11 protein-coding genes and 3 pseudogenes are annotated in these 17,915 nt (G+C 73.1%); 8 read left to right on the top strand and 6 right to left on the bottom strand.

Going from position 1 to position 17,915, the window contains the following annotated elements; translation table 11 throughout:
• Positions 1–68 precede the first annotated feature (68 nt).
• Entirely contained in the window at positions 69–437 is a 369-nt protein-coding gene (locus AB0912_RS16105) for a helix-turn-helix domain-containing protein (RefSeq protein WP_365558863.1), read from the bottom strand.
• On the bottom strand, positions 434–694 hold the full coding sequence (locus AB0912_RS16100; RefSeq protein WP_366699962.1) for a hypothetical protein: 261 nt from the start codon (positions 692–694) through the stop codon (positions 434–436). The genes AB0912_RS16105 and AB0912_RS16100 overlap by 4 nt, the downstream gene beginning before the upstream one ends.
• Positions 695–933: 239 nt before the next feature.
• Between AB0912_RS16100 and AB0912_RS16095 the strand changes: the two genes are divergently transcribed.
• The 4 genes and pseudogenes from AB0912_RS16095 to AB0912_RS16080 all read left to right on the top strand — a co-directional run bounded on the left by AB0912_RS16095 (position 934) and on the right by AB0912_RS16080 (position 5,207).
• Positions 934–1,773, top strand: a complete 840-nt coding sequence (locus tag AB0912_RS16095) for a TIM barrel protein (RefSeq protein ID WP_366699960.1) — start codon at positions 934–936, stop codon at positions 1,771–1,773.
• 57 nt (positions 1,774–1,830) lie between these two features.
• Positions 1,831–2,769: pseudogene (locus tag AB0912_RS16090) on the top strand (2-hydroxy-3-oxopropionate reductase); the annotation flags it as partial.
• A gap of 202 nt (positions 2,770–2,971) precedes the next feature.
• Positions 2,972–4,429, top strand: a complete 1,458-nt coding sequence (locus AB0912_RS16085; protein ID WP_366699958.1) for a catalase — start codon at positions 2,972–2,974, stop codon at positions 4,427–4,429.
• A 532-nt stretch (positions 4,430–4,961) separates the two neighbouring features.
• Positions 4,962–5,207 (top strand): hypothetical protein, encoded by a 246-nt coding sequence (locus AB0912_RS16080; RefSeq protein WP_366699956.1) that lies wholly within the window; start codon positions 4,962–4,964, stop codon positions 5,205–5,207.
• A gap of 329 nt (positions 5,208–5,536) precedes the next feature.
• On the opposite strand, the gene AB0912_RS16075 is transcribed toward AB0912_RS16080, so the two are convergent.
• Both AB0912_RS16075 and gcl read right to left on the bottom strand, forming a co-directional pair.
• Entirely contained in the window at positions 5,537–6,502 is a 966-nt protein-coding gene (locus AB0912_RS16075) for an alpha/beta fold hydrolase (RefSeq protein ID WP_366699954.1), read from the bottom strand.
• Positions 6,503–6,667: 165 nt separating this feature from the next.
• Positions 6,668–8,452, bottom strand: coding sequence for a glyoxylate carboligase (gene gcl / locus AB0912_RS16070; protein ID WP_366699952.1), 1,785 nt, complete (start codon positions 8,450–8,452; stop codon positions 6,668–6,670).
• A gap of 247 nt (positions 8,453–8,699) precedes the next feature.
• Between gcl and AB0912_RS16065 the strand changes: the two are divergent.
• Positions 8,700–8,951: pseudogene (locus AB0912_RS16065) on the top strand (hypothetical protein); the annotation flags it as partial.
• Between the two features lie 714 nt (positions 8,952–9,665).
• Positions 9,666–10,037, top strand: a pseudogene (locus AB0912_RS16060) (hypothetical protein); the annotation flags it as partial.
• Positions 10,038–10,085: 48 nt separating this feature from the next.
• Here AB0912_RS16060 and AB0912_RS16055 read toward each other — a convergent pair.
• A complete protein-coding gene (locus tag AB0912_RS16055; protein WP_366699950.1) occupies positions 10,086–11,690 on the bottom strand; it encodes an AMP-binding protein in 1,605 nt (534 codons plus the stop codon).
• On the bottom strand, positions 11,687–13,366 hold the full coding sequence (locus tag AB0912_RS16050) for an AMP-binding protein (protein ID WP_366699948.1): 1,680 nt from the start codon (positions 13,364–13,366) through the stop codon (positions 11,687–11,689). The genes AB0912_RS16055 and AB0912_RS16050 overlap by 4 nt, the downstream gene beginning before the upstream one ends.
• A gap of 102 nt (positions 13,367–13,468) precedes the next feature.
• Here AB0912_RS16050 and AB0912_RS16045 point away from each other — a divergent pair, with 102 nt between their 5' ends.
• Positions 13,469–14,332, top strand: a complete 864-nt coding sequence (locus tag AB0912_RS16045) for a helix-turn-helix transcriptional regulator (RefSeq protein ID WP_366699946.1) — start codon at positions 13,469–13,471, stop codon at positions 14,330–14,332.
• A 207-nt stretch (positions 14,333–14,539) separates the two neighbouring features.
• On the top strand, positions 14,540–17,380 hold the full coding sequence (locus AB0912_RS16040; RefSeq protein ID WP_366699944.1) for a LuxR family transcriptional regulator: 2,841 nt from the start codon (positions 14,540–14,542) through the stop codon (positions 17,378–17,380).
• Positions 17,381–17,915: the final 535 nt, after the last annotated feature.

Below are 17,915 nucleotides of genomic sequence, written 5' to 3'. Positions count from 1 at the left end.
CGGACGTTCCGGACGGCGGCAGCCGGCGGCGGCCCGAACTCCGCCTCCCTCAGGGGTATCCGCGCTGGTCAGGCGTCCTTCTCGCGGTTCAGGTAGTTGTAGACGGTGAAGCGGCTGACGCCCAGCGCGCCCGCGACGGTCTCCACTCCGTGGCGCACCGAGAAGGCGCCGCGCGCCTCCAGTATCCGTACGACCTCCTGCTTGGCGCGGCGGTCGAGGTCGGCGAGCGGCTTGCCCTGCTTGCGTTCCAGGGCGGCGAGGATGTGGTCGAGCGAGTCGGCGAGCTGGGGCAGGCGCACGGCGACGACGTCGGCGCCCTCCCAGGACAGCACGACGTCGTCGGCGCCGGCCTGCTCGGGCGGCAGCATCTCGCCCCCCATCGCGTCGACCAGCGGCTTGACCGCCGTGACGAAGGGGTCGTCCCCGATACCGGTCACTTATCGCCCTCCCCGGCGGCACTCACGACGTTGACCTGGAGCGAGACGCGGGTGGCGCCGGCCTCCAGGGTTCTGCGCAGCAGCGCGTCGACGGCGGTCAGCACGGAGTCCGCGCCGCCTTCCGCGGTGTTGCCGAACGGGCCGACGTCCACGGCCTCCAGGTCGGCCGCCTCGATGACCTCGCGGGCGACCAGCGCGTGCCGGGGCGCCTCGTCGAGGTCGAAGGGCTCGGTCGTGAACTCCACTCTCAATCGCACGGGCTCAACCTACTGCGCGGAGCCGCCGGCCCGGCAGCCCCCTCCGGAGCGGGACGGCTTTCCGGCGGCACCCCCTTGACAAGGTCCGACACCCGGCGGCAATCTTCCATTAAGCAGAAACGAACTTCCGCAATACGGAATCCCGAAATCTCCGGGGATCAGCGATCGCGGAGGCCCTGCGGAACCGCCGGCCCCGGCCGACAGCACGGCCGCCAGTACGGAAGGGAGCGCCGACCCCCATGGGATTCGCCGACCAGCGCTTCAACGTCAACCTGTCGATCCTCTTCACGGAACTCCCGCTCCTGGAGCGCCCCGCGGCCGCCGCCGCGGCGGGCTTCACCGCGGTCGAGCTGTGGTGGCCCTGGGTCGACTCCCCCACCCCCGAGCAGTCCGAACTCGACGCCCTGAGGAAGGCGATCGAGGACGCGGGCGTCCGGCTCACCGGACTCAACTTCTACGCCGGGCGGTTGCCGGGACCGGACCGGGGCGCCCTGTCGCTCCCCGGCGAGGAGTCGGAGCGGTTCCGCGCCAACATCGACGTGGCCGCCGACTTCGCCGCCTCGCTCGGCTGCACGGCGCTCAACGCGCTGTACGGCAACCGGGTCGAGGGCGTGGACCCGGCCGAGCAGGACGCGCTCGCGCTGGAGAACCTGGTCCTCGCGGCCCGCGCCGCCGACCGGATCGGCGCGATCCTGCTGATCGAGACGCTCAACCAGCCGGAGTCGCCGCGCTATCCGCTGGTGAGCGCCCCGGCCGGCATCGGCGTCGTCGACAAGGTCAACGAGGCGACGGGACTGGGCAACGCCAAGTTCCTCATGGACCTCTACCACCTGTCCATGAACGGCGAGGACCTGCCGCAGGTGATCGCCGCGTACGCCGACCGGACCGGCCATGTGCAGATCGCCGACAACCCCGGCCGCGGCGCCCCGGGCACCGGCACCCTCCCGCTGGAGGAACTCCTCGACCAGCTCGCCAAGGCCGGTTACGAGGGATTCGTCGGCCTGGAGTACAAGCCGGGCGACCGGCCGAGCGCGGAGGCCTTCGACTGGCTGCCCGCCGCCGCCCGCGCCGCCCGCTGAGCGGCAGCCCCACGACACAGCAGAGATCGACGCAACGGAACAGCAGAGCAACAGAACAGCAGAGCAACAGAGCAGCAGAGATTCCAGAGAGGCACCCTCATGAGCAACACCAATTTGCCCCGGATCGCCTGGATCGGTCTCGGCATCATGGGCTCGCCCATGTCGGAGAACCTGATCAAGGCCGGGTACGACGTCACCGGCTTCACGCTGGAGAAGGACAAGCTGGACCGCCTGTCCGCCGCCGGCGGCACCGCCGCGGGATCGATCGCCGAGGCGGTCCGGGACGCCGACGTGGTGATCACGATGGTGCCCGCCTCCCCGCAGGTCGAGGCCATCGCGTACGGCGCCGACGGCATCCTGGAGAACGCGCGGTCCGGCGCCCTGCTGATCGACATGTCCTCGATCACCCCGCAGACCTCGGTTGACCTCGCGAAGGCCGCGAAGGACAAGGGCATCCGCGTCCTGGACGCCCCGGTGTCCGGAGGCGAGGCCGGCGCGATCGAGGCCGTGCTGTCCATCATGGTCGGCGGCGAGCAGGCCGACTTCGAGGCGGCGGAGCCCATCTTCGAGGCGCTGGGCAAGACCATCGTGCTGTGCGGCCCGCACGGCTCGGGCCAGACCGTGAAGGCCGCCAACCAGCTCATCGTCGCCGTGAACATCCAGGCGTGCGCCGAGGCCGTGGTCTTCCTGGAGAAGTCCGGCGTCGACCTGAAGGCCGCGCTCGACGTCCTCGGCGGCGGGCTCGCGGGCTCCACCGTGCTGGCGCGCAAGAAGGACAACTTCCTCAACCGCGACTTCAAGCCGGGCTTCCGCATCGACCTGCACCACAAGGACATGGGCATCGTCACGGACGCCGCCCGCACTGTCGGCGCCGCGCTGCCCGTCGGCGCCGTGGTCGCCCAGCTCGTCGCCAGTCTGCGCGCGCAGGGCGACGGCGGCCTGGACCACTCCGCGCTGCTGCGCGCGGTCGAGCGCCTGTCCGGCGCCCGGCTCTGACCCGCCGGGTTCCTCGAACCTCCGGCCCGCGGTGGCGCCGACACCTGTCCTGTCGCGCCCAGGCGTCACCGCGGCCCGGATCTCTTCAACAAACTGTTGACGTCCTGTTCGCCCCGAACCTAGGCTCCACGAAGCGGAGTGGTCCACATAGCGGAAGAAGGTTTCCGCTGACCCCGCTGCCCACACGTACGGAAGGTCCACGATGTCGAAGCGCGTGCTCACGACCGAGTCCGGCGCCCCGGTCGCCGACAACCAGAACTCCGCCACCGCCGGCGTTGGCGGCCCGCTCCTGCTCCAGGACCAGCACCTCCTGGAGAAGCTCGCCCGCTTCAACCGTGAGCGCATCCCGGAGCGTGTGGTGCACGCCCGCGGCTCCGGCGCCTACGGCTACTTCGAGGTCACGGACGACGTCACCGGCTTCACGCACGCCGACTTCCTGGACACCGTGGGCAAGCGCACCGAGGTCTTCCTGCGCTTCTCGACCGTCGCCGACAACCTCGGCGGCGCCGACGCGGTCCGCGACCCGCGCGGCTTCGCGGTGAAGTTCTACACAGAGGAGGGCAACTACGACCTCGTCGGCAACAACACCCCGGTCTTCTTCATCAAGGACCCCATCAAGTTCCCCGACTTCATCCACTCCCAGAAGCGCGACCCGTTCACCGGCAGGCAGGAGCCGGACAACGTCTGGGATTTCTGGGCACACTCCCCCGAGGCCACCCACCAGGTGACCTGGCTGATGGGCGACCGGGGCATCCCGGCCTCGTACCGGCACATGAACGGCTACGGCTCGCACACCTACCAGTGGACGAACGCCGAGGGCGAGGCCTTCTTCGTCAAGTACCACTTCAAGACCAACCAGGGTGTCCGCAGCCTCTCCACCGAGCAGGCGCGGGAGTTGGCGGGCAAGGACCCCAACTCGCACCAGACGGACCTGCTCCAGGCCATCGAGCGCGGCGTCAACCCGTCCTGGACGCTGTACGTGCAGCTCATGCCGGCGGCCGAGGCGGCCGACTACCGCTTCAACCCGTTCGACCTCACCAAGGTGTGGCCGCACCGGGACTATCCGCTCCAGCGGGTGGGCCGGCTGGTCCTGGACCGCAACCCGGACAACGTCTTCGCCGAGGTCGAGCAGGCCGCGTTCTCCCCGAACAACTTCGTTCCGGGCATCGGCCCCTCCCCCGACAAGATGCTCCAGGGCCGCCTGTTCGCCTACGCGGACGCGCACCGCTACCGCCTCGGCGTCAACCACACGCAGCTCGCCGTGAACGCGCCGAAGGCCACGGTCGCGCGGAACTACGGCCGTGACGGTCTCATGGCCACCAACGGGCAGGGCCGCGGCGAGCGGAACTACGAGCCGAACTCCTACGGGGGCCCGGCCGAGACCGGCCGCCCGCTGTCGGCGCCGTACGCCGTGCACGGTCACACGGGCACCCACGAGGCCCCGCTGCACACCAAGGACGACGACTTCTTCCAGGCGGGCGAGCTGTACCGGCTGATGTCGGCCGACGAGCGCTCCCGGCTGGTGGCGAACATCGCCGGGGGCCTCGCACAGGTCTCCCTCGACGATGTCGTCGAGAAGAACCTCGCCCACTTCCACGCCGCCGACCCGGAGTACGGCAAGCGCGTGGAGGAGGCGGTCCGCGCCCTGCGCGAGGACTGAACCACCAGCTCGCGCACCGCTTCTGACGGGAGGTCAGAGCAGTGCGCGTAGCCCGCGGAGACCCGTGCGGCCCGGATGAGGGGTGGCCGCAGGACGATCCGCGGGCGAGGCCAGGACCGCGGCGGCATACGAGCCAGTGCGGTGGTCAAGGTCCCGGGACCCTCTTCTCGACCTGAGGGAAGAGGCGTCACGGTTCCGTCGCATCCGCCGCGGTCCCAGCCCCACCCGTCCCACCGGCCCCTACGGGCCCCCAGCTCCGTCCGGCGGCGCGAACGTCCTGTCGCGCCCAGCCTCGCGCCGTCGGGCGGCAACAATCACACAGCTCACAGCTCACCGGCCGGGCGCCGGGTACGGACGACTCCGTATCCGGCGCCCGGCCGTGTACGCGGAGCCGGACGCACGGTGCCGGACGCGCGGAGCCGGGCGCGCGGAGCCGGGCGGGACGCGTCCGGGGCGGGACGCGTCCGGGGCGGGACCTCCGGGTGCGGAATGCGGCCGGGCGCAGCAGCCTGGGAGCATGGAGGCTGACGGCATGGACTTTCCCCGGACCGTGGTGCACCCGCCCGGCCTGGACGGCTCGCGGCGGGTCACCGAGGGCGACCGGGTACTCGGCATCGCGTACCACCTGGACGACGTGGTCGAGATCCTGCGCCAGGCGGACGTGGACCTCGACGCGATCGAGGTCGAGAAGACGGACATCATCGAGTGGCTGGGCGGCGGCCCCGACGACTGGCCCGGCCTTTCCGAGCACCCGGAGGACGAGGTCCCCGGGCAGTGAGCCGGCCACGCCCGGCCCCCCGGGCGCCGAAGCGGGCGACAAACGGGCCACGGACATACGCAAACGGGCGTAGCCGCCCTACGGAACCCTCAAATCAAGCTCTGAACACGGCGCCGGGGGCTTCACCTGCCGCCGGATGAGGCACATTCTCGGCACATGGGGCCCGCCGACACGGGGGCGGCGGGTCCCGCACGAAGGTACGGGGGAACGGGGTCACGGGGGTACGGGGGTACGGGGGTACGGGGGAAGCACCGTGAACGGTGGCGCGGCGGTCGGGCCTGGGGCCGGGACCGTCGCGCTGCCGTTTCCGTGTGCCGCCCGCTGTCCTGTCACCGGCTGCGGAGGCGGCCGGGGCTCCTGACGGGGGCCGGGCCGGCGGCCGCGGGGTCGTCCAGGAACGGCAGGACGTGCCGCAGGAAGAGCCCGGGACGTTCGTTGTACGGCTCATGGCCGGTCGGCAGCAGCACGCTCGACGTCCGGTCGGCGGGAAGCGCGCGCCGGGCGCGGCGGCCGTCGAGGAACGCGGGGACGACCGGGTCACGGCTCCCCCACAGCAGCAGGACCGGCAGGTCGAGGCCGGCCGGACCGGCGGGCCCGGTGAGGCCTCCGTCCCGGCCGGTGAGCGCGAGGTCCGGGTCGGTGAGCGCGAGGTCCGGGTCGGCGAGGCCGCGCCAGATGGCGCAGTGCACGGCCAGTCGCCGCTCGTCATAGGGAAGTTGACGAGTGCGGGCGTACGTCTCGCGCGCGCTGGGGGTGCCGAGGCGGCCGAGGTAGGCGCGGGCCAGCGGGACGACGAGCCGGCGGGCGCGGGCGGGGCGGCCCATCACCTCGCGGCAGAACCAGCGGGTGAGCGCGGTGTGCCGGGTGAAGCCCGCGGGGGCGACCAGGACGAGCGCGGTGACCGTGGCGGCGCGCGGGCGCTGGGCGAGGCGGCAGGCGACATAGCCGCCGACGCTGTTGCCGAGGACGGCGATCCGGTGCACTCCGTGCCGCTCGGCGAGCGCGTCGAGCACCCGTCCGGCGACGTCCACCAGCCCTTCGGGGGTGACCCGTTCGGGGTCGCGCGCGGTGGAGCCGCCGTAGCCGGGCCAGTCGATCACGTAGGTGCGGTGCCGGTCCGCGAGGGCGGGCAGCACGGCGTCGAAGTCGCGGCCGTCGCCCGGGTTGGCGTGCAGCAGGAGCAGCGCCGGGGCCTTGGACCGGTCGGTGGCCCGGTGCGGCCGGGTGGGCCCGACGGGCTCCGCGAGACAGCGCACGGCGATGTCGCCGAGGGGGGTGGGGACGGTCATCCGCATGGGCCGAGCATGACGGAACGGTCCGCTCCTGGGAACAACGCGCGGGGGCGGCCCATCCCCCGGATGGACCGCCCCCTGTCCCGCGTCCCGCGTCTCGTCTCCGGCGTCCCGCGTCCCGCGCCCGGGCGGGTGCCGGGTCGCGCGCGCGGCGTCGCCCGCGTCGCGTCAGACCTTGAGGGTCCGGATCGAGGTGGGCGTGTGGCCCGGCTCGGTGGCGACCTCCTCGAACTCCACGACGGCGCCGATGTCGTTGGTCTTGCTCATGGCGATGTTGGTGACGCGCTCCAGGATCGCCTCGACCACGACGGGGACCTGGAACTCGGCGGCGAGCTTCTTGGCCTGCTCGAAGGCGGCGCCGAGTTCGCTCGGGTCGGTGACGCGGATCGCCTTGCAGCCGAGCCCCTCCACGACCTTGACGTGGTCGACGCCGTAGACGCCCAGCTCGGGGGAGTTGATGTTCTCAAACTCCAGGTTGACCTGGAAGTTGATGTCCAGGCCGAGCTGCGCCTGCCGGATCAGGCCCAAGTAGGCGTTGTTCACGAGGACATGGACGTACGGGATCCGGTGCTGGGCGCCGACGGCCAGCTCCTCGATCATGAACTGGAAGTCGTAGTCGCCGGAGAGGGCGACGACCTGTGCGTCCGGGTCGGCCTTGGCGACGCCGAGGGCGGCCGGGATCGTCCAGCCGAGGGGGCCCGCCTGGCCGCAGTTGATCCAGTGGCGCGGCCGGTAGACGTGCAGCATCTGGGCGCCGGCGATCTGCGAGAGGCCGATGGTGGAGACGTACCGGGTCTCCGGTCCGAAGGCCTTGTTCATCTCCTCGTAGACGCGCTGCGGCTTGATCGGGATGTCGTCGAAGTGCGTACGGCGCTGGAGCGTGGCCCGCTTCTCCTGCGCGGAGGCCGCCCAGGCGGAGCGGTCGGGCAGCTCGCCGGCCGCCTTCAACTCCCGTGCCACCTGGACGAACAGCTCCAGGGCGGCCTTGGCGTCGGAGGCGATGCCGTACTCGGGGGCGAAGATCTTGCCGATCTGGGTGGACTCGATGTCGACGTGCACGAAGGTGCGGCCGGCCGTGTAGACGTCCAGCTTGCCGGTGTGGCGGTTGGCCCAGCGGTTGCCGATGCCGAGGACGAAGTCGGACTCCAGGAAGGTCGCGTTGCCGTAGCGGTGCGAGGTCTGCAGGCCCACCATGCCGGCGTTCAGCTCGTGGTCGTCGGGCAGGACACCCCAGCCCATGAGCGTCGGGACGACCGGGGTGCCGGTCAACTCCGCGAATTCCACCAGGAGTTCGGCGGCGTCGGCGTTGATGACACCGCCGCCGGCGACGATCAGCGGGCGCTCGGAGGCGTTCAGGAGCCCGATCGCCTTCTCGATCTGGGCGCGGGTCGCGGCCGGCTTGTACGTCTGGAGCGGCTCGTACGTGTCGGGGTCGAACTCGATCTCGGCGAGCTGGACGTCGATGGGCAGGTCGATCAGGACCGGCCCGGGGCGCCCGGAGCGCATCAGGTGGAACGCCTGCTGGAAGACGCCGGGGACCTGCGCGGCCTCCAGCACGGTGACCGCCATCTTCGTGACGGGCTTGGCGATCGAGGCGATGTCGACGGCCTGGAAGTCCTCCTTGTGGATCACCGCGGTCGGCGCCTGGCCGGTGATGCACAGGATCGGGATCGAGTCGCCGGTCGCGGAGTACAGGCCGGTGATCATGTCGGTGCCCGCGGGGCCCGAAGTGCCGATGCAGACACCGATGTTGCCCGGGTGCGTGCGGGTGTAGCCCTCGGCCATGTGGGAGGCGCCCTCGACGTGCCGGGCGAGGGTGTGGCTGATGCCGCCGGACGCCTTGAGCGCGGCGTAGAAGGGGTTGATCGCCGCACCCGGGACGCCGAACGCGGTGCTGACGCCCTCGCGCTTGAGGATCTCGACTGCCGCGCGGGCAGCGGTCATACGAGCCATGGAGTTCTCCTGCTTCGGATGTCGGATTCTCCCGCTCCCGTCGCGCCCCGCGGAGAGCTTTAGATTCCGTATTGCGGAAACTAACTTCTACTATCTGGAAGCAATGTAGGCGGCGCCGGGGAGAGCGTCAAGGGTCGGCCCACGGGGCGGGTCCTGGCGTGGGCCGTCGGGCCGTTTCGCTGCCGAACGCGGCCCGGCAGGAGGACGATGGACGCGCTGACCCGACGTTGACGTCCTGGAGTGGGCCATGGCCGAGAGCGTGCCGGTGCGGTGCCCGGCCTGCCGCCGCGAGCACCTCTACGCGGCGCAGATCTATCCCTGTGTGTGCGGGACGCCGGTGGCACCGCCGCTCGACGTCCTCGCGGAGCCCTCCGTGGTGACCGTGCGCGCGTGGGACGACGAGTGGGTCGCCGTCCGCTGTGCCACGTGCGCTCGGGAGACGCAGTGGCCTCGGCCGGAGCTGGGGTGCGACTGCGGAACCATGCTGCGGATCCCCGTCCGGGCGGCCGGGGCTCTCCCTTTCCCCGGGGGGCCGGAGGGTGCCGGGCGGGGTCATCGGGCCGCGGGCGTCCCCGAGCCCGACAATCGGGACGGCGGCGCGGGACACGGCCTCGGGGGAGGCGGGGAGCCCCGCCTCGGCGGAGGCGAGGGAACCAGGCCTCCGGCCAGGGGCGGCAGGACCGACGGGACGCCCGGCATCGCGCCGGGCGAGGCCGGGGACGGCAGGACCGACGGGACACCGGGCCTCGGGACCGGCGGGCCCCGGGGCGCCGGGACCGACGGGACACCCGGCATCGCGCCGGACGGGGCCGGGGACGGTCGGACCGGCGAGACACCGGACCTCGGGACACGTGGGACCCCGGACACCGCGACCAGCGGGACGCCGGACACCGCACCCGGGGACGACAAGACCGGCGAGACACCGGGCGCCGGGACAGGTGGGACCCCGGATACCAGGAGCGGCGGCACGCCGGGCATCGCGCCGGGCGGGGCCAGGGACGGTCGGACCGGCGAGACACCGCGCCTCGGGACACGTGGGACCCCGGACACCGCGACCAGCGGGACGCCGGACACCGCACCCGGGGACGACAAGACCGGCGGGACACCGGGCGCCGGGACGGGTGGGACCCCGGATGCCGGGGTCGGCGGGACGTCCGGGCGGGGGCTGGGTGTTGGAGGCGGGCCCGGTGTCGGGGGCCGGGGGCGTGCGGGGTTTCGCGGGGTGGGGATTCGGACCGCTCGGGACGTGGTCACCGCCGCCGCGTTGTATCTGCGCTGGCTCGGCTACCCCGACGTCCGGCGCGCCGACCAGCGGCCCACCTCGGGGATCGGGCTCGCCGCGCGCGGCATCCTGGCGCAGGTGGACCCCACCGTGTGCCCCGCCTCGCCGCGCGACGTGGAGTGCCTGTGGCTGACGGCGATGACGGAGTCGGCGAGCTGCGTGTACTTCTCCCTGGCGGGCTACGCCGAGGACACCCTCGCCCGCGCCGACGCCCTCGGCATCCCGCTGTTCGTCCTCGACCTCACGGGCACCCCGCAGCCGGTGAACGGCCCGGCGGACGACCTGATCGCCGCCGCCGGCTGACCCCGGCGGAGCGAGCGGCCGCCCCGGACGCCCCCGGCACGCCGGGTCCTACTCCGCGTACGTCTCCCGCAGTTCGATCTTGCGCACCTTGCCGGACACCGTCATCGGGAAGGAGTCCAGGACCCGCAGCCGGCTGGGGATCTTGTAGTGCGCGAGCCGGCCCTCGCAGAAGGACCGCAGTTCCTCCAGCGTGAGCGGCTCCGCCGGGTCGCGCGGGATGACGCACGCGAGCACCTCCTCGCCGTAGCGCTCGTGCGGGACGCCGACCACCTGGACGTCGGCGATCTTCGGATGGGCGTACAGGAACTCCTCGATCTCGCGCGGGTAGATGTTCTCGCCGCCCCGGATGATCATGTCCTTGATGCGGCCGACGATCTCGACGTACCCGTCCTCACGCATCGTCGCGAGGTCCCCGGTGTGCATCCAGCGTCCGCTGTCGACGGCCTCGGCGGTCCGTTCGGGCTCCTCCCAGTAGCCGAGCATGACGCTGTAGCCGCGGGTGCACAGCTCTCCGGCGGTGCCGCGCGGCACGGTCACGCCGTCCGGGCCGACGACCGTGACCTCCAGGTGCGGCAGGACCCGGCCGACCGTGCCGGTGCGGTGCTCCAGGTCGTCGTCCCGGCGGGTCTGCAGGGAGACCGGCGAGGTCTCGGTCATGCCATAGCAGATGGACACCTCCGCCATGTGCATCTCGGCGACCACCCGTTTCATCACCTCGACCGGGCAGGGCGAGCCCGCCATGATGCCGGTGCGCAGGGTGGACAGGTCGTACGTGGCGAAATCGGGGAGGTTCAGCTCCGCGATGAACATGGTGGGGACGCCGTAGAGCGAGGTGCAGCGCTCCCGCTGGACGGCCTCCAGGGTCGCCGCCGGGTCGAACGACGGGGCCGGGATGACGATGCACGCGCCGTGCGAGGTGGCGGCCAGATTCCCCATCACCATGCCGAAGCAGTGGTAGAACGGAACCGGGACACAGACCCGGTCCCGCTCCGAGTAGTCGATCGACTCCCCGACGAAATAGCCGTTGTTGAGGATGTTGTGGTGGGAGAGGGTGGCCCCCTTGGGGAAGCCCGTGGTGCCCGAGGTGTACTGGATGTTGATCGGGTCGTCGCAGGACAACTCGGCCGCGCGGGACCGCAGTTCCTCCGCGAGTTCCGGTGTGCCGCGCCCGAGCAGGGCGTCCCAGCCGGGGTCCTGGATGTAGACGGTCTCCCTCAGCCGCGGGCACCGGCCCCGCACTTCCTCGACCATGGCCCGGTAGTCGCTGCCCTTGTGGCTGAGGGAGGCGAACAGCAGGGAGACCCCGGCCTGCCCGAGGACGTACTCGACCTCGTGGGTGCGGTAGGCCGGGTTGATGTTCACCATGACCGCGCCGATCCGGGCGGTGGCGTACTGGACGAGCACCCACTCGGGGCAGTTGACGGCCCAGATGCCCACCCGGTCACCCTTGGCGACGCCGCTGGCGAGCAGCGCGCACGCCAATTCGTCCACGGCGGCGCCGAACTCGGCGTACGTCCAGCGGCGCCCGGACGGAACGTCGACCAGTGCCTCGCGGTCCGGCCAGGCGGCGATCGCCCGGTCCAGGTTGGCGCCGATCGTGTCGCCGAGCAGCGGGGTGCCGCTCGTCCCGTGGGTGTACGACGGCTCGCTCACCGGAAGTCCTCCTCGCGGTACTCGGTGTCCGACCCGGCGGCCGTGGCCTCGCGCAGCTCGATCCGGCGGATCTTGCCGGAGACGGTCTTGGGCAGCTCGCCGAACTCCAGGCGGCGGATGCGCTTGTAGGGCGCGAGGACCGAACGGGCGTGCTCGAAGAGCACCTTGGCGGTGTCGGGCCCCGGCTCGTACCCGGCGGCGAGCACGATGTACGCCTTCGGGACGGCGAGGCGCAGTTCGTCGGGGGCCGGGACGACGGCGGCCTCGGCGACCGCCTCGTGCTCCAGGAGCGCGCTCTCCAGCTCGAACGGGGAGATCTTGTAGTCGGAGGCCTTGAACACGTCGTCGGCGCGGCCGACGTAGGTGATGTAGCCGTCGGCGTCGCGGGAGCCGATGTCGCCGGTGCGGTAGTAGCCGCCGGCCATCGACTCGGCCGTACGGTCGGGTTCGCCGTGGTAGCCGGTCATCACGCCCACGGGGTGTTCGGACAGGTCGAGGGAGATCTCGCCCTCGGCGGCCCCGGGCGCGCCGGACACCGGGTCGAGGAGTTCGACGCGGAAGCCGGGGCTGGGCCGGCCCATGGAGCCGGACTTCAGGGGCTGGCCGGGGCTGTTGGACACCTGGACGGCGGTCTCCGTCTGGCCGAAGCCGTCCCGGACGGTGACACCCCAGGAGCGCCGGACCTGCTCGATGACCTCGGGGTTCAGCGGCTCGCCCGCGGCGACGACCTCACGCGGCGGGGTGCGGAGCTGGGTCAGGTCGGCCTGGATGAGCATCCGCCACACGGTCGGCGGGGCGCAGAAGGTGGTGACACCGGCGCGGTCCATCTCCGCCATCAGGCGGCCGGCGTCGAAGCGGGTGTAGTTGTGCAGGAAGACGGTCGCCTCCGCGTTCCACGGGGCGAACAGGTTCGACCAGGCGTGCTTGGCCCAGCCCGGCGAGGAGATGTTCAGGTGCACGTCGCCGGGTCGGAGCCCGATCCAGTACATGGTCGACAGGTGGCCGATCGGATACGAGACGTGGGTGTGCTCGACCAGCTTGGGCCGGGCGGTGGTGCCCGAGGTGAAGTAGAGCATCAGCGGATCGTCGGCGTGGGTGGGCCCGTCGGGCTCGAAGACGGCGCCGGCGCCCGCCGTGTCCTCGTAGGACTGCCAGCCGGGGTGGGTGCCGCCGACCGTGATCCGCGTGTAGCGGCCGGGTACGGCGTCGAACTTGCCGGCGTCCTCGGCGCGGACGATCACGTGCCGGACCCGGCCGCGCTCGATCCGGTCGCGCAGGTCGACGGGGCCGAGGAGCGGGGTGGCGGGGATGACGACGGCCCGCAGCTTCATCGCGGCGAGGGCGGTCTCCCACAGCTCGACCTGGTTGCCGAGCATGACGAGGACGCGGTCCTCGGGACGTACGCCCTGGTCGCGGAGCCAGTTGGCGACCCGGTCTGAGCGCTCGGCCATCGCGGCGAAGGAGACCTCGACGCGCTCGCCGTTCTCCTCGACGATGTGCAGGGCGGTGCGGTCGTTGCCGCGCGCGATGACGTCGAACCAGTCAAGGGCCCAGTTGAACCGGTCCGGGCGGGGCCAGCGGAAACCCGCGTAGGCCCTCTCGTAGTCCGTGCGGTGCTTCAGCAGGAAGTCCCGCGCGGCGCGGAACTCCTCCGTCGCGCCGGTCGTCGCCGTCATGTTTCCTCCTCGTTGCCGGACCGCCGCCTACCATCGTGTATTCCGTGATGCAGGTCTCACCACCCCCGAACGGGGGGTGCGCCGCGATGAAGGGGCGAGCAGGTGGCAGCAGACACAGCCGAGGCGGTGGAGGTGCGGGCCGCGCTGGTGCGGCTGCGCCGCGCGACGGGGCTGCCCGTGGCCTTCGGCGGACTGGTCGATCCGGGTGGCCGGCTGGTGCGCATCAGCGAGCTGAGCGGTACGGCGACGGCGGCGCTGAGCGCGCTCGGAGTCTGTTCGGGCAACGGTCTGGGCGGCAAGGCGGTGGCCCTCGCGCGGCCCTGCGCGGTGAGCGACTACCCGGCGTCCCGGCAGATCAGCCACGAGTACGACCTGGCGGTGGCGACGGAGGGACTGTGTTCCGTCCTCGCGGTTCCGGTGGTGGTACGGCGGCGGGTGCGCGGGGTGCTGTACGGGGCCCTGCGCTCGCCGCAGCCGCTGGGCGACCGCACCCTCGGGGCGGCCGTGGCGGCGGCCCGGGACGTGGAGCAGGCGCTGGTGGTCCGGGACGAGGCGCGGGCGCTGCTCGGGGTCGTCCGCCCGTCCGGTGCCGGGGCGGACGGGGACCGGGGCGCCGGCGGTGCGCGGTGGGAGGAGGTGCGGGAGGCGCACGGGGCGCTGCGGGCGCTGGCCCCGCGGGTCGCCGATCCGCGGCTGCGGGCCGAACTGCTCGCCGTGTGCGGCAGGCTGGCCGACGCGGCGGCTCCGGCCGAGGAGCAGGGCCGGCGAGAGGTGGGGCTCACGCCCCGCGAGCTGGACGTCCTCGCGTGTGTGGCCGCCGGTGCGACGAACGCGGTCGCGGCCGCCCGGCTGGGGGTCAGACCGGAGACGGTGAAGGGGTATCTGCGCTCGGCGATGCGCAAACTGGGCGCGCACACCCGGCTGGAGGCGGTCGTCGCGGCGCGCCGGGCGGGGCTGCTGCCGTGAGCCGGACCGCCTGCCCGATGCCTCCCGGACGCCTCTACGGGACCTCCCCGAGTCCTCATCGAGACCTCATCGAGGAGCCCTATTCAATCCGCGGCGCTTTGAAATGAGTTATGCGTAGCCGCTGTTATTTCCCTCACCATGTCAACTGTCCGAAATTCAAAGAGACATTGCCTAACATTGGCCCGAACACGACACACGAGGGGAGCGGTGACCGTGCGAGGGGACTTCCAGGAGCCTGCGAGGCCGCGCCCCGACCTGGTCATCGGGCGGGAGGACCTCCTCACGGGGGCCCGCGAGCAGCTCTCCGGCGGCGGCAGTGTGCTCGTGCACGGCCCCGCCGGAATAGGAAAGTCGACGGTCCTGCGGGCACTGGCCGCCGAATATGCCGAATCGGCCCGGACCGTGTTGCGCTGCTCGTCCACCGAGTCCGAATCCCATCTCCCCTTCCTCGCGCTGGCCGATCTCCTCGGTCTGGTCGTCGACGAGATCGCCGACCGGCTGCCCGCCCCGCAGCGCACCGCCCTGGAATCGGCGCTCACCGGGCGCGGCGAGTCCACCCTCCAGCGCGACGGGCTGGCGCTGCGGCTCGCGGTGCTCTCCGCGTTCCGCGCGCTGGCCGAGCGCGGCCCGGTACTGATCGTCGCCGACGACCTCCAGTGGCTCGACCCGGCCAGCGCCGAACTGCTCGGCTTCGCCGCCCGCCGGCTCGGCGGCATGCCGGTCCGGATGCTCTGCGCGGTCCGTACGGACACCGAACCGCAGGCCCAGGAGCACGACCGTTACATACGCGCCTCCCCGCCGGACACCCTGGCCGTGCGGGTCACCCCGCTCTCCCTCGCCCAGGTGACCGAACTCCTCGGCCGGCGCGGCTACCCGGGCCTGTCCCGCTCCACCGTCCGCGACATCCACCGCACCAGCGGCGGCAACCCGCTCTTCGCCCTCGAACTCGGCCGGGCCCTCGCCGAGTCCCCCACCCCGCCGAGCCCCGGTGAACCGCTGCCGGTGCCGACATCGCTGCGCGCGCTCGTCCTCAGCCGCCTGGAGATGCTCTCCCCCGAGGCCCGCCGCACCCTGCTCGTCGCGAGTGCCGGGGCCCGCCCGACCCTGGCCCTGCTGCACGCGGCGGGCCGGGTGAACGCCGAGGCCGAGACCGCCTCCGCCGCCGCGCTCGGACTGCTCGCCACCGAACGCGAGACGCCGGGCATCCGTTTCGCGCACCCCCTCGTCTCGGCCGCGCTGTACGCGGAGGCGGGCGCCCAGGAGCGCCGCGCCGCGCACGCCGCCCTGTCCGGCGCGGCCTCCGACCCGATCGAACGGGCCCGGCACCTCGCCCTGTCCACCACCGGCACCGATCCGGCGGTGGCCGCCCGGCTCGGGGAGGCGGCGACCGCGGCCCGGGAGCGGGGCGCCCCCTCGGTCGCGGTCGGACTCGGACTGCTCGCCGCCCGGCACACACCGGCGGACACCCGGCCCGGCCCGGACGAGCGCCGGCTGCAGGCGGCCGAGGACGCGCTGACCGCGGGCGAGACGGACCTCGCCCGGGACATCGCCCGGCAGGTGCTGGCCCGGGCCACCGCCCCCGCCGACCGGGTGCGGGCCTGGATGGTCGTGGTGGACTCCGCCGGGCAGGCCATGGCCGAGATCGACGCGGTCTTCCCGCAGGCCCTCGCGGACGCCGGCGACGACCCCGGCCTGGTCGCCCTCGTCCGCTACCAGCTCGCCTGGCGCGCCCTGCTGATGGACGGCGAGATGGACAAGGCCCGCGAGGAGGCGGCCCACGCGGCACGGCTCGCGGCCCGCGCCGGGGACCGGCGCACCGAACTCCTCGCGCTCGGCTTCCAGGCACAGATGGAGACCCTGATGGGCCACCCGGACGCGCCCGCGACCATCCAGCGGGCGATGCGCGAGCCGCAGGACCCCCGGGTGGCCTGCGACCACAACGGCGCCGGTGCCGTCCGCTTCCGCTGGCTGGTGATGGGCGACCGGCTCGCCGAGGCCCGTACGGCCATCACGGCGCTGCTGCGCGAAGCGCGGCGGCGCGGCATGGTCGAGAGCGAACTGCACTTCCTGCGCGGGCTCGCCGAGACCGAACTGCGCGCCGGGCACTGCGGCCGGGCCCTCGACCTGTCCCGGGAGAGCCTGCGGCTGGCCCGCGACACGGGCATCGGCGAGGCGGCCACGGCGATGCTCACCTCGCTCACGGAGGCGGCGGGCGGCGACGTGGACCGGGCCCTGTCGCTCGCGCGGGAGGCCGTGGACCGGGCCGAGGAGGACGGCGACCTGGTCTACCTCTCCCGCGCCCTCGGCGCCCTCGGACACGCACAGCTCGTCGCCGGGGACGCCCCCTCGTGCGTCCGTTCCCTGCGCCGCGTACGGGAGTTGGAGGAGGGGCTCGGCGTCGTGGACCCGGCGCGCGGACGCTGGCACGGGGACCTCGCCGAGGCGCTGGCGCGGATCGGGGAACTCGCGGAGGCCCAGGACGTCATCGACGTGACGCGGCGGCGCGCGCTGCGGCTGGAACGTGAGAGCGTCCTCGCCGTACTCGACCGCGCCGAGGCCCTGGTCCGGGCCGCGCGCGGCGAACACGGCCCGGCGGAGCGGCAGTTGGCCTCGGCGCAGGACCGGCTCGGCAAGCTCGGCCACGGCCTGGAGGAGGCCCGCGCCGCGTACGCCCTCGCGGGACTCCGTACCCTCGCCCCCGGTTCCGCCCGTACGGGCGGCTCCGCCGCGCCCGCCGCCTACGAGGAGGCCGCCCGGCTGTTCCGCCGCTGCCGGGCGCTGCCCTGGCTGCGGCAGGCGGAGTCGGCCGCAGCCGCGCACATCCCGCCCGCGCCGGCCCTCGCCCCGGCCGCGCTGGACACCCTCGCCACGACCGAGCGGCAGGTGGCCGCCCTCGTCATGGAGGGCGCCACCAACCGCGAGATCGCCGGGCGGCTGTTCATCAGCGTCAAGACGGTGGAGGCGACGCTCACCCGGGTCTACCGGAAGCTGGGCATCCGGTCGCGGGTCGACATCGTCCGGTTGGCGGCGGGGCGCAGGGCCGACTGAGCGGTTTTCCCGACCGCCGTCCGCCGCACCACGGACCCCTCGGATGCTCCCTTCGGGTGAACCGGTGGACGCCGGACGCACGGCCGGCTCGGTGGACGCCGGACGCGGGGTGACGGCCCGGTGGACGCCGAACGCCGGGTGACGGCCCGGTGGACGCCGAACGCGGGGTGACGGCCCGGATGACGCCCGGCGCACGGGCCCGGGCCGGATGACGCCCAGCGCACGGGCCTGGGCCGGTAGACGCCGGGGCCTCGCCCGTAGCCCGCCCGACACACGGGCCGCGCCCGGAGACGCCGTACGCACGGGCCGCGCCCGGAGCCCGCCCGACGCACGCGCCGCGCCCGGAGACGCCGTACGCACGGCCGGGGCCGGGACCAACCGGACGCCACGCGGGTCAAACCCCACCCGGTCCGGCCTAGGGTTTTCCCTCCGCCGACCCCACGAGGGCCTTCCCTTCTTGGGGAAGAGTGACCGCACGCCCTAGCGTGTGGCCGTGCCGCTCGCCCGGGTCCCACGGCTCCCCCGCCAGGAGCGC

Origin of the sequence: Streptomyces sp. NPDC007084, from assembly GCF_040703595.1 — a bacterium.
Taxonomy (GTDB): domain Bacteria; phylum Actinomycetota; class Actinomycetes; order Streptomycetales; family Streptomycetaceae; genus Streptomyces.
Note: the sequence above shows the minus strand (reverse complement) of the source record. Positions and strands in the feature narration are given on the sequence as shown.

Bases quoted from the DNA above. Each gene is read 5' to 3' on its own strand.
- AB0912_RS16085 (WP_366699958.1), top strand. From the start codon at position 2,972: ATGTCGAAGCGCGTGCTCACGACCGAGTCCGGCGCCCCGGTCGCCGAC.
- AB0912_RS16075 (WP_366699954.1), bottom strand. From the start codon at position 6,502: ATGCGGATGACCGTCCCCACCCCCCTCGGCGACATCGCCGTGCGCTGT.
- gcl (WP_366699952.1), bottom strand. From the start codon at position 8,452: ATGGCTCGTATGACCGCTGCCCGCGCGGCAGTCGAGATCCTCAAGCGC.
- AB0912_RS16095 (WP_366699960.1), top strand. From the start codon at position 934: ATGGGATTCGCCGACCAGCGCTTCAACGTCAACCTGTCGATCCTCTTC.
- AB0912_RS16050 (WP_366699948.1), bottom strand. From the start codon at position 13,366: ATGACGGCGACGACCGGCGCGACGGAGGAGTTCCGCGCCGCGCGGGAC.
- AB0912_RS16080 (WP_366699956.1), top strand. From the start codon at position 4,962: ATGGACTTTCCCCGGACCGTGGTGCACCCGCCCGGCCTGGACGGCTCG.